Source organism: Catenulispora sp. GAS73, assembly GCF_041262085.1.
Lineage (GTDB): Bacteria > Actinomycetota > Actinomycetes > Streptomycetales > Catenulisporaceae > Catenulispora.
Map to the genome: position 1 here is coordinate 1 of NZ_JBGCCM010000017.1, position 12038 is coordinate 12038.

Here is a 12038-nt window from a genome sequence, read left to right on the forward strand (position 1 = left end):
GATTCTCGCGTGGCTGCTTGCTGATCCGCCTTGCCGCGCCGCCCAGCCCGCCGCCGAATCTGACGTGCCCACTTGCCGAACAACCTCGCCGCGCCCAGCCAAGCCGCCGATTCTCGCGTGGCTGCTTGCTGATCCGCCTTGCCGCGCCGCCCAGCCCGCCGCCGAATCTGACGTGCCCACTTGCCGAACAACCTCGCCGCGCCGCCGGCCAGCACCTCCGCCTACCCGCGCCCCAACCCGCCGTCCCCCGCGCCCAACTCGAACCACACGATCTTCCCGTTCCCCGTAGTCCGCGTCCCCCACCGCGTCGCCAGCTGGTTCACCAGCTGCAGCCCCCGCCCGCCCTCGTCCGTCTCCTGTGCGCGGCGGACTTGCGGCACCACGTCCAGCGCGTCGCCGACCTCCACCAGCAGCCGGTCCGTCTTCAGCATGTCCAGTGACACCGGCGACCTTCCATACCGCTGCGCGTTCGTCACCAGTTCGCTGACCAGCAGCTCCGCCGTGTCCGCCAGGCCGCTCATGCCCCACTCCGCCAGGCGCTCCCGCACCTTCCGGCGCGCGTCCGACACGGCCGAGGGGTGCGGGTCGAGCTGCCAGTGGGCCTTGCGGTCCGGGGGGATGGACTGGACTTGCGCCAGTAGCAGTGTCGCGTCGTCCGAGGTGTCGCCTGTGATGCCCAGGACGTCCGTCACCGCGTCGCAGCATTCTTCCAACGAGTCCGGGGGGCAGTTCGCCAGCAGTGCCGCCATCACGCCGATCCCCTCGTCGATGTCGCGTCCTTTGTCCTCGACCATCCCGTCCGTGTAGAACGCCAGGCGGGAGCGGTCCGGGATGTCGAACTCCTTCGTCTCGAACACCCAGCTCCGGTACGCCCCGCCGCCCACGCCCAGTGGCGGCGACGGCGGCACGTCCAGTCCGCCGACCGTCCCGTCCGGTGCCAGCAGCAGTGGCGGCGGGTGCCCGGCGCGCGAGACGGCGAGCTTGCCGGTCGCCGGGTCGTAGACCGCGTAGATGCACGTCGCCAGGTGGTTCTCCGACAGTGACGCGCCCAGCTCGTCCAGCTGGTGCAGCACCTGCGCCGGCGACAGGTCGAGCCCGGCCAGCGTCCGCGCCGCGGTGCGGAACTGGCCCATGATCCCGGCCGCGCGCACCCCGACGCCCATCACGTCCCCGACCACCAGCGCCACCCGCGCGCCGGAGAGCTGGATCACGTCGAACCAGTCCCCGCCGACCTCGGCCCCGACCGACCCCGGCAGGTACCGGTACGCCACCTGCACCCCCGGCAGGCTCGGTATCCGCTGCGGCAGCAACGCGCGTTGCAGCATCAGGGCCGTGGTCCGCTCCCGGTAGTACAGCCGCCCGTTGTCGATCGACACCGCGGCCCGCGTCGTGATCTCCTCGGCGACCTCGATGTCCTCCGGCTCGAATGGCGGGCTGTCCGGGTGCCGGTGGAAGTGCACCACCCCCAGCAGCGCCTCGCGGGCCCACAACGGCACCAGGATCGAGTCGCCGCCGGTCGGCTGCCACAGCAGCGTGCCGTCCACCGCCCGGATCGGTTCCTTCGCCACCGCGCTGATGCCCGCCGACGAGTGCCACGCCGCGCCGCCGAGCATCCGGTCGCTGATGTCCGCGTCGGTCGACCACGCGCTGAAGCCCTCGGCCCGCACCGGGTCCGGCACCGCCCCGACGCCCTCGTGCACCAGCACCCGACGCCGCCGCACCGGGGCCAGCCACACCGGACCGACCGGCCCGATCCGCTCGTCGAAGACCTCTTCCTTGATCTCGATCACGATCGCGTCCGCGAAGTCCGGCACCGCGACGTCGGCCAGTTCCCGGGCCGTCCGCTCGACGTCCAGCGCCGTCCCCATCCGCGACCCGGCCTTGTTCACCAACGCCAACCGCCGCCGCGCGCCGGCCGCCGCAGCCGCCGCCCGATGCCGGTCGGTGACGTCCAGGATCAGCCCCGACAGCCCGATGACCTCGCCGTCCGGGCCGTGCAGCCGGTTGTAGCTGACCGACCAGACCCGCTCCTCGTCGGAGGCCGGCGTGAACCCGCCGTACTGCTCGTCCACCACCGGGATCCCGGTCCGCAGCACCTCGTCGGGGATCTCCTCCAGCCGCGGATCGAGTCCCGGCAGCACCTCGCGCACCCGCTTGCCGATGTGGTCGGAGACCGGCAGCCCGTTGATCTCCTCCAGCGCCCGGTTCAGCCGGACGTACCGCCCCTGCTCGTCGTAGACCACGATCCCGACCGGGAACTGCTCGAACAGCGAGTCCAGGACGGCCCGGTCCCGCGTGAACCGGATCAGGTCCTCGGCGGAGTTGGCGTACCCGAACACCACCACGTGCCCGTCGCCGTCCCGCAGTCCCATGAGATGCGCGTCGACCGGCACGCTCGCCCCGCTCGGCGTGACCGCGTCCAGCGCCCCGCGCGCGTCGTCGCCGGACTGCACCGCCGCGACCATCCGGTCGGCCGCCGCCCGGTCCGCGGGCCGGAACATGGCGTGGAACGGCTTGCCGATCATCTCCGTACGCTGCCATCCCAGCAGCTCCTCGGCGTTGAGCCGGAACTCGCGGATGGTCCCCTCGCCGTCGAGCATGAAGGTCGCCGAGCGCACCCGCTCGATCACCCCGGCCATCCGCCCCAGCTGCCGCTGCGCGTCGCCCTCGGAGCCCTGCCCGAACACGGACGTGGTCATGGCCCACCCCCGGCCACGCCAGCCGGGATTGTCCTGCCGCTCCCGGTGGGGCTGCTGCTCCTGCGGCGTGTCGGGCATCGGGCGGACTTCGATTCTTGTTGTCTGAGAATCTGCGCTGTCTGAAGATCTGTGCTGTCTGAGAATCTGTGCGGTCAAGAACCCCGTGTTGCGGATCCGGGTCTTCCGTGATCCTTCCCGGAATGCCGCACTCTCAAGCAGTTGATCCGACTTTCACACTATGAGAGCAGTCACAGCCGTCTCCAGGTTTCACCAGGCCATATACCCCAATTGAGCCACGATCGGCACGTCCGGCGCCAGCCAGTCCAGGTCCAGCAGCTCGCCGCGCGAAACCCACGCCAAAACGTCGTGGTCCTCCAGTGGCGAAGGCTCCGGCTGACCGGGCTGCATGCGGGCCAGGAACACACGCAACGTGAACCGGTCGTCGATCCGCGCGTCCTCACCGACGCGGGCTCCGACCGTCACCTCGACACCCAGCTCCTCGCGGCACTCGCGCACGACCGCGTCGACGTCGCGCTCCCCCGCCTCGACCTTCCCGCCGGGGAATTCCCACTTCCCGGCCAGATGAGCCGGCGCCGACCGGCGGGCGCACAGCACGGCTTCGCCGTCGCTCCGGACGATGGCCGCGCCGACGACGATGACAGGTGTCCCAGTGGTCATTCCAGCGAGTCTAGGACACCGGCGGGCACCGGCGATCACGCTCCGTCACCGTCTGCCGACGCCCTCTTGGCAACAGGACGACAATGGGGACATGCGTATTCTCTCGCAAGAGGAGATCTCACCCCTGTTGGCGGACCACCCCGAGTGGACCGGCGGCGCGGAGCATCTCACGCGCGTGTTCACCGCCGGCGACTTCGCCGCGGCCATCGCCGTGGTGAACAAGGTGGCAGCCATCGCCGAGGACATGAACCACCACCCGGACATCGACCTCCGGTGGGCGACGCTGCGGTTCCGGGTCTCGACGCACTCCGCCGGCGGCGTCACGGACCTCGACCTGGAGTTGGCCCGGCGGATCGAAACGGTGCTCGCTGCGGAGACCGCCTAAGAAGCGTCCAGCCGGCCCGGCCGCCTCGCCCGCCCTACCCGAAGATCGCGTGCGTGGTCCACCAGACCACCGCCGCGCACAGCCCGGCGGCCGGCAGCGTGAACAGCCACGCGCCGAGAATGTTCCGCGCCACGCCCCAGCGGACCGCGCTCCGCCGCTTCGTCGCGCCGACGCCCATGATCGAGCCGGTGATGATCTGTGTGGTGGACACCGGCGCGTTCCAGACGAACGCGGTGAAGTACAGCACCCCCGAGGCGACCGTCTCGGCGGCGAATCCGCGCGGCGGGTCCAGCTCGATGATCTTGCGGCCCAGCGTGCGCATGATGCGCCAGCCGCCGGCGTAGGTGCCCAGCGAGATCGCGCACGCGCTGGACAGCAGCACCCAGTTCGGAACGCCCGACTTGCTGGTCGCGTGGCCGCCGGCGATCAGCGCCATCATGATCACGCCGATGGTCTTCTGCGCGTCCTGGATGCCGTGGCCCAGCGCCATCGCCGCCGCGGAGATGGTCTGCGAGATCCGGAAGCCGCGCGTCACCCGTCCCGGGTGCGCGTGCCGGAACGCCCACAGGATCCCCACCATCAGGAAGAAGGCCAGGACGAACCCGACGACCGGGGACGTCACCATCGGCACGATGACCTTCTCCCAGACGCCCTTCCACTCGACCGTGACGCCGGCCGCCAGGCCGGCCCCGATCATCCCGCCGATCAGCGCGTGCGAGGACGACGAGGGCAACCCGAAGTACCAGGTCGCCACGTTCCACACGATCGCCCCGACCAGCAGCGAGAACACGATCCACAGTCCGGCGTCGCCGCCGGGGGTCTTGATGATGCCCTTGGTGATCGTCGAAGCCACACCGCCGCCGAGCCGCAGGCCGATGTACGAGCCCAGCAGGTTCATCACCGCGGCCATCAGCAACGCGGCGCGCGGGGTCAGCGCCCGGGTGGACACCGAGGTGGCGATCGCGTTCGCCGAGTCGTGGAACCCGTTGGTGTAACTGAACCCCAGGGCGACGGCCACCACCGTGACCAGGCCGATCCAGTGCACCGGTCAGGACTCCTTGACGACGATGGACTCGACCGTGTTCGCGACGTGCTCGAACGCGTCCGCCGCGGCCTCTAAGGAGTCGACGACCTCCTTGAGTTTCATGACCGTCAGCGCGTCGTACTCCCCGGAGAACAGGTGGGCCAGCAGCTTGCGGTAGGACTGGTCGCCGGCGTTCTCCAACCGGTTGACCTCGATCCAGTACTCGGACAGGTCCTTCATCCCGCGCAGCTTGCGCATCGCCTCCGCGGTCAGCTCCGCGGCCCGCACCAGCGTGTCCACCTGCTCGGCCACCCCGGACGGCAGCGTCTGGATGCCGTAGAGGTTGACCAGGTCGACGGCCTCTTCCATCTCGTCCATGACGTCGTCCAGAGTGGAGGCCAGGGCGTAGATGTCCTCCCGGTCGAACGGGGTGATGAACGAGGAGTTCAGGGTGTTGTAGATCTTGTGCGTGGTGTCGTCGCAGGCGTGCTCGGCGGCGCGCATCCGCTCGGCGATCTTGCTCCGCTCGGCACCGGCCCCGGGTCCGGTCGCCCCGAGCAGCTCGGTGAGGATGCCGGCCCCGATGACGAGGTGGTCAGCCTGCTCGGCGAACAGGTCGTAGAAGCTGGTCTCCCTGGGGGTCAGACGCAGTTTCACTGGAAGTCTCCGGGTTTTCGGTTGCCGTTAATCCGGGCAGGGGCTGATTGTTCTGGCTTGTTCGCCGTAAGGATGCTAGGTGCTCAACCTACCGAGCGCACAACCGAGCCTCTGTCGTCACGGCCGTGAGCGGGGCCGTGTCCCTGGGCAGGGGCGATCTTCGGACCCGCAGATGTGATTTTCGCCATCCTCGCCGACGGCGCGGGCGGGGCTCGCCATGGGGACGCGGCCCGGTGGCTGCTCTGGCTGCTCAGGATGCTGAGGTGCCGTGGTTTGCCCTGGGATCCGCGGGGATGCGCCGGGTTGCCCCGGGACGCCGACGACGGAACGTCCGGGCCCTCGACGGGGCCCTGGGCCGGCGTCGCGCTAGTTCCGGTCCCGCTTCTGGTCCGTCGGCATCAGCCCGAGCGCCCGGTCGATGACCGCCCAGTCCAGCCGCTTGTCGCTGCTCGGATGCTCGGCGACGACCTGCAGCAGGTCGCCGTACAGCCGGATCTCGTCGAGCGCGGGGCCGTCGTACACCGAGGGCAGCGCGCCGTAACGGCCGTACGCCGAACCAGAATCGTGCTGGTAGAGCGTCATGGCTGATCACCGCCCGTCATCGCGACCCCTTAGTCCCCGACCGACGAGCCTATTGGGTGCCGAGGCCTGCGGGTATGGCCCAACAGGACTATTTGTGTGAGCGAGGGGGGCTAGTCGGATGGGCCGACGGGGCGGTGGCGCGGTGCCCGGGAGTGCTCTCCGCCGGGGCCGGAGTGGTGGCGGGCGTGGTCGCGGGCGTGGTCTTCGGCGCGGCGACGGTGACCGGCGTGCCGAAGCCGTACAGCTCCGTGGCCGAGGTCACCTGTGCGACCGGCTTGGTCGGACCGCCCTCCAGGAACGAGAACGTGGCGACGAAGCGGCGCAGGCGCCCCTGCGCGTCGAGGTACGCGTCGAAGGGCACCTTGGTGGTCGTGAACGCGTGCGCCGCATTGGTCAGCGCCTGCTTGTCGGCGGCGGCGTCGGCGACTTCAGCAGCGTCGGCGGCGGCGCCCTTGGCGGAGGCCGGACCGCTCAGCGCGGACGCGGCCTGCGCCAGGTCCAGCGTGCCCTGGTAGTGCACCACCGGAACGCCCCGGACGACTTCCTGTCCGACGTCGCGCACGCCGGGCTGCACGCCGCCGAGCATCGCGAAGATCAGCGCGGGATCGGTCACGCCGCCGGAGATCACGTCGCCGTCGGGGACCTCGGCCGTGGCGGTCCGGCTCCAGGCCGAGGCGGGGACCGCGGCGGCGGTCGCGGTCGCGGCGGTGGCGCTGCGGCGGACGTACACCGTGGCCGGCGTCAGCACCTCGTCGAGCGCGCCGGTCGGCACCGTGAGGCCGACCGATCCGACCTGCTTGGTGAAGTCGAACAGGCCCGCGCCGTGCATGGTCAGCGTCTGCGGCGCGACGGCCGGCGTCCTGCCCTGCGCCGGGACCGCCGGATTGGCGACGGTGACCACGGTGTCGGTCTGCGCGGTCCCGGCCCGCGCGGTGACCCCGGCCGCGCCGGTGACCGCCGCGACCGGCGCCGCGTGCAGGTCGACGGCGTTGGCGGAGCCGCCGGAGCCGAACATGCTCATCGCGCCGGCGGCGACGACGGCCAGTCCGCTGACCGAGGAGACCCCGATGGCGATGCGGCGACGGTTCACGGCTACCCCTGGTGGGTTCGGAAGGCGGCGGGTCTGTCCGCTGCCCAACGAGCCACACAGAAGGTGGTTACGTGATGACGCGCCGATACCACCGGATCGGACGATCCTGTGCTAGACGCGGGCCGCGTACTCCCGCAGCGCCTCGCCGGTCACTTCATCGGCCGGGAAGAACGTCTCCAACTGCATGTCCGCGAGCGTCAGATCGGCGGCCGAGCCGAACACGGTCGTGCAGCTGAAGAAGGTCAGCACCTTCCCGTCCCGACGGAAGCGGAACGGCAGCACCACGCCGGCGTACAGATCCGGCTCCGGCTCGGGTTCCGGATGCGGATACGCCACGCACTCCTTCAGCAGCGCGGTCAGCTCCGGATCCCCGGACGCCGCCGCACGCCGGCTCAGCGCGCGCAGCAACCGATCGCGCGCCTCGCCGTGGTTGACCAAGTGCGGCGCCAGACCCTCGGGATGCAACGTGAGCCGCACCGTGTTGCCGCCGTCCGCCAACAGATGCGGGGCCACCAGATCGGTGAAGATCCCGACCGTCTTGTTCGTCTCGATGATGTTGGAGCGCTGGTCGTGCATCAGCGCCGGATACGGCAGATGCCCGGTGAGCACCACGTCGATCGCCCGCCGCACCGCGGCCATCTCCGGGCTGGCCAGCGGCCTCGCCTTGAACTCCGGCGCGTACCCGGCGGCGACCAGCAGTTTGTTCCGCTCCCGCAGCGGCACCTCCAGCTCGTCGGCCAGCCGCAGCACCATGTCCCGGCTGGGCTTGGCGCGACCGGTCTCCATGAAGCTCAGGTGCCGCGTCGAGACCCCGCTGGCCGACGACAGATCCAGCTGGCTGACGTTGCGGGTGCGGCGCCAGGCCCGCAGCATGGCGCCGAAGTCGGCGGGAGCGGCCGGCGGCTGCTTCTTGAGCTGGGCCGCGGTCGGGTCGGTCGGGACGGTGGTCCGGGGCGCGGAGATCGTCGCGGTGCTCATGACCTCACGATACGGAGCCCGGCGTGACTGTTCGACCGGAAAGAACGGCGCCCGGGCCCGAAGCCCGAACGCCGCGCGAAAGAGAGCCCTTATATAAGGACACGATGGCGCTCTACATCGCCGCCAGCGACACCCCGATGAAGTGCAGCGAGAACGCCGCGATCGTCAGCGTGTGGAACACCTCGTGGAAGCCGAACCAGCGCGGCGAGAAGTCCGGCCGCTTCGTCCCGTAGACCAGCGCGCCGATCGAGTACAGCAGCCCGCCGACGACCATCATGACCACGATCGCCACGCCCCCGGAGTGCAGGAACTGCGGCATGAAGAACACCGCGGCCCAGCCCAGCGCCACGTAGCACGGGGTGTAGATCCAGCGCGGCGCCCCCAGCCAGAAGACCCGGAAGGCGATGCCGGCCAACGCGCCGCCCCAGACCGTGTAGAGCAGTGCGCGCTCGGCGCTTCCGTGCAGCAGCAGCACGGTGAACGGCGTGTAGGTCCCGGCGATGATCAGGAAGATGTTCGCGTGGTCCAGGCGCCGCAGGATCGCCTCGCCGCGCGGGCCCCAGTTGCGGCGGTGGTACAGCGCCGAGGTGCCGAAGAGCATGACGGCGGAGAAGGCGAAGACGGCGGAAGCCGCCCGCGCCCGGCCGTTCTCGGCCAGCGCGATCAGCACGATCCCGGCGGCCAGCGCCAGCGGCGCCGCGCACAGATGCAGCCAGCCGCGCAGTTTCGGCTTCATCGGGGCGACGGCGTTCGATACGGCATTCGTAAGCGGCGGCGTCATGTCACCGACGGTAACCTACGGAACCGTAACTTCGATAGGCCCGGGCGCCGTACGCCGGTGGTACGCCGCGAGAACACCGCGCAAACCGCCCAGAACCGGACACGACGGCGAACCGAGTGTGACGAACTAGCCATTGCCGACTATCCACCATGTGGACTGCTCTGGGTACACTCCGAAATACCCTCATACATCGACCGGGGCCGCCGACCAGTGCGGATGGGAAACGACCCCGGTGTCTTAGGAGCGCGCCATGACTGACGTGTCCACAAAAACCGTGCCCGCGAACAGCCCTGCGGCCATACCCGGGCTGGACCACGCGCCGACGGGCCACGCGGCCCTGAAGGCCTGGGTCGCCGAGATCGCGGAGCTCACCCGGCCCGACGCCGTCGTGTGGTGTGACGGCTCGCAGGACGAATGGGACCGGCTGACCACCCTCCTGGTCGAGCAGGGCACCTTCACCCGGCTGAACGAGGCCAAGCGCCCGAACAGCTTCTACGCCAAGTCGGACCCGAGCGACGTCGCGCGCGTCGAGGGCCGCACCTTCATCTGCTCCGAGGACGAGTCGGACGCCGGCCCCACCAACAACTGGATGGCCCCGGCCGAGATGAAGGGCATCCTGGGCGGCCTGTTCGCCGGCGCGATGCGCGGCCGCACGATGTACGTCGTGCCGTTCTCGATGGGCCCGATCGGCTCGCCGCTGTCGGCGATCGGCGTGGAGCTGACCGACTCCCCGTACGTCGTGGTCTCCATGCGCGTGATGACCCGGATGGGTCAGAAGGTGCTGGACGAGCTAGGCACGGACGGCGAGTTCGTCAGGGCCGCGCACACCGTCGGCGCCCCGCTGGACGCCGACCAGGCCGACGTGCCGTGGCCGTGCAACCCCACGAAGTACATCACCCACTTCCCCGAGACCCGCGAGATCTGGTCCTACGGGTCGGGCTACGGCGGCAACGCCCTGCTCGGCAAGAAGTGCTACGCGCTGCGCATCGCCTCGGTCATGGCCCGCGACGAGGGCTGGCTGGCCGAGCACATGCTGATCCTGAAGCTGACGCCGCCGAACGGCCAGGCCAAGTACGTCGCCGCCGCGTTCCCGAGCGCCTGCGGCAAGACCAACCTGGCGATGCTCACCCCGACCATCCCGGGGTGGAAGGTCGAGACCGTCGGCGACGACATCGCGTGGATGCGCTTCGGCCAGGACGGCCGGCTGTACGCCATCAACCCGGAGGCCGGCTTCTTCGGCGTCGCCCCGGGCACCGGCCGCGAGACCAACTCCAACGCGATCGACACCCTCTACGCGAACTCGGTGTTCACCAACGTCGCGCTGACCGACGACGGCGACGTGTGGTGGGAGGGCCTGACCGAGGACAAGCCCGCGCACCTGACCGACTGGAAGGGCCGCGACTGGACCCCGGACAGCGACGAGCCGGCCGCGCACCCGAACGCCCGGTTCTGCGTGCCCGCCGCGCAGTGCCCGACCATCGCCGACAACTGGGAGGACCCGGCGGGCGTCCCGATCTCGGCGATCCTGTTCGGCGGCCGCCGGGCCACCGCGGTCCCGCTGGTCACCGAGTCGTTCTCCTGGCAGCACGGCGTCTTCCTGGGCGCCAACGTGGCCAGCGAGAAGACCGCCGCCGCCGAGGGCACCGCCGGCGAGCTGCGCCACGACCCGTTCGCGATGCTGCCGTTCTGCGGCTACAACATGGGCGACTACTTCGGCCACTGGCTGCGGATCGGGCAGAAGGCCGAGGCCGACAAGCTGCCGAAGATCTACTACGTCAACTGGTTCCGCAAGGGCGAAGGCGGCAGGTTCCTGTGGCCCGGCTTCGGCGAGAACTCGCGCGTGTTGAAGTGGGTCGTGGACCGCCTGGACGGCACCGCCGAGGGCGTCGAGACCCCGATCGGCGTGCTGCCGACCAAGGACGCGCTGGACCTCGACGGCCTGGAGCTGTCGGAGGCCGACCTGGACGTGCTGCTGAGCGTCGACAAGGACGTCTGGAAGGCCGAGGCGGCGCAGATCCCGGCGCACTTCGACCGCTTCGGCGACCACCTGCCGGCCGAGCTGACCGCCGAGTACGAGGCGCTCGTGTCCCGGCTGGACCGCCTGGAGAGCTGAGACACCGCTCACACCTTGTACCGGCAGGCCCGTTCCCGCTCGCGGGAACGGGCCTGCCGGTCTTCACGAAACCCGCACCCGAAGGTTTGCTGAAGGCCGTGACGAGACGCGCCGGGACTCCGATAACCTCGATGCGTCCACTTCTGACGCCCCCTGTCCCTTAAGAAAGGCGCCGTGCTGTGAGCATGCGTGACGTCGCCTACAGCGTGTACGAACGGCGCCTGGCGGCCCGGCTGCACTCGGACGTCCAGCGCGGCAAGAAGAAGGTGCCGCGGCACATCGGCGTCATCATGGACGGCAACCGGCGCTGGGCCAAGCAGATGGGCGAGCAGATCGCCACCGGCCACCAGCGCGGGGCGGACAAGATCCACGAGGTCCTGGACTGGGCCGAGGAGGCCGGCGTCGAGACCGTGACGCTGTGGCTGTTCTCCACCGACAACTTCAACCGGCCCCCCGAGGAGCTCACCGACCTGCTGCGGATCATCGAGGGTTCGGTGCGCTCGCTGGCCGACACCGGCCGCTGGCGGGTGCACCCGCTGGGCGCGCTGGACCTACTGCCCGCCGATTTCGCCCGGCACCTGAAGGAGATCGAGGAGCAGACCCGGGACAACCCGGGGATCCAGGTGAACGTCGCCATCGGCTACGGCGGCCGCCAGGAGATCGCCGACGCGGTGCGCTCGCTGCTGGCCGACGCCGCGGCGCGCGGGACGTCCATCGAGGACCTGCTGCAGATGCTCGACGTGGAGCACATCACGGAGCACCTGTACACGCAGGGCCAGCAGGATCCGGACTTGATCATAAGGACGTCCGGGGAACAGCGGCTGAGCGGTTTCATGCTGTGGCAGAGCGCGCACAGCGAATTCTATTTCTGTGAGGCGTACTGGCCGGCTTTCCGGAAGGTCGACTTCCTGCGGGCCCTGCGCGACTACGCGAATCGCCACCGGCGCTACGGCTCATAAGCCGCGCAAGGCACGCAAGGCGTGCGGGCGCCGCACAGTTCCCGCTCTGCCGCCGATCCGCCGCCGATCTGCCGCCGCTTTGTTGCCGCGAT

The 12038-nt window shown here is 70.2% G+C and carries 11 protein-coding genes; 3 read left to right on the top strand and 8 right to left on the bottom strand.

What is annotated here, in order from left to right:
* Positions 1-221: 221 nt before the first annotated feature.
* Together ABH935_RS24880 and ABH935_RS24885 are read right to left on the bottom strand one after the other, a co-directional pair.
* Positions 222-2777, bottom strand: a complete 2556-nt coding sequence (locus ABH935_RS24880) for a SpoIIE family protein phosphatase (protein ID WP_370380330.1) — start codon at positions 2775-2777, stop codon at positions 222-224.
* 189 nt (positions 2778-2966) lie between these two features.
* Positions 2967-3377 (bottom strand): (deoxy)nucleoside triphosphate pyrophosphohydrolase, encoded by a 411-nt coding sequence (locus tag ABH935_RS24885; RefSeq protein WP_370380331.1) that lies wholly within the window; start codon positions 3375-3377, stop codon positions 2967-2969.
* 91 nt (positions 3378-3468) lie between these two features.
* On the opposite strand from ABH935_RS24885, the gene ABH935_RS24890 reads away from it, so the two are divergent.
* On the top strand, positions 3469-3762 hold the full coding sequence (locus tag ABH935_RS24890) for a 4a-hydroxytetrahydrobiopterin dehydratase (RefSeq protein ID WP_370380332.1): 294 nt from the start codon (positions 3469-3471) through the stop codon (positions 3760-3762).
* A 34-nt stretch (positions 3763-3796) separates the two neighbouring features.
* Here ABH935_RS24890 and ABH935_RS24895 read toward each other — a convergent pair whose 3' ends face one another.
* The 6 genes from ABH935_RS24895 to ABH935_RS24920 all read right to left on the bottom strand — a co-directional run bounded on the left by ABH935_RS24895 (position 3797) and on the right by ABH935_RS24920 (position 8874).
* Complete coding sequence (locus ABH935_RS24895) at positions 3797-4807, bottom strand: anion permease (protein ID WP_370380333.1); 1011 nt, start codon at positions 4805-4807, stop codon at positions 3797-3799.
* Positions 4808-4810: 3 nt separating this feature from the next.
* Positions 4811-5443: a DUF47 domain-containing protein gene (locus tag ABH935_RS24900; protein ID WP_370380334.1), complete on the bottom strand. Its 633-nt coding sequence runs from the start codon at positions 5441-5443 to the stop codon at positions 4811-4813.
* 366 nt (positions 5444-5809) lie between these two features.
* Positions 5810-6025, bottom strand: a complete 216-nt coding sequence (locus tag ABH935_RS24905; protein ID WP_370380335.1) for a hypothetical protein — start codon at positions 6023-6025, stop codon at positions 5810-5812.
* An 88-nt stretch (positions 6026-6113) separates the two neighbouring features.
* Positions 6114-7115 carry a hypothetical protein gene (locus ABH935_RS24910; protein WP_370380336.1) on the bottom strand — a complete coding sequence of 334 codons (1002 nt, stop codon included), beginning with the start codon at positions 7113-7115 and terminating at the stop codon, positions 6114-6116.
* Between the two features lie 111 nt (positions 7116-7226).
* Entirely contained in the window at positions 7227-7988 is a 762-nt protein-coding gene (locus ABH935_RS24915) for a helix-turn-helix domain-containing protein (protein WP_370380524.1), read from the bottom strand.
* Between the two features lie 217 nt (positions 7989-8205).
* On the bottom strand, positions 8206-8874 hold the full coding sequence (locus ABH935_RS24920) for a hemolysin III family protein (RefSeq protein ID WP_370354181.1): 669 nt from the start codon (positions 8872-8874) through the stop codon (positions 8206-8208).
* 250 nt (positions 8875-9124) lie between these two features.
* Between ABH935_RS24920 and ABH935_RS24925 the strand changes: the two genes are divergently transcribed.
* Entirely contained in the window at positions 9125-10987 is a 1863-nt protein-coding gene (locus tag ABH935_RS24925) for a phosphoenolpyruvate carboxykinase (GTP) (RefSeq protein ID WP_370380337.1), read from the top strand.
* Positions 10988-11166: 179 nt separating this feature from the next.
* Positions 11167-11946, top strand: coding sequence for an isoprenyl transferase (locus tag ABH935_RS24930; RefSeq protein ID WP_370380339.1), 780 nt, complete (start codon positions 11167-11169; stop codon positions 11944-11946).
* The last annotated feature ends 92 nt before the right edge of the window (positions 11947-12038 follow it).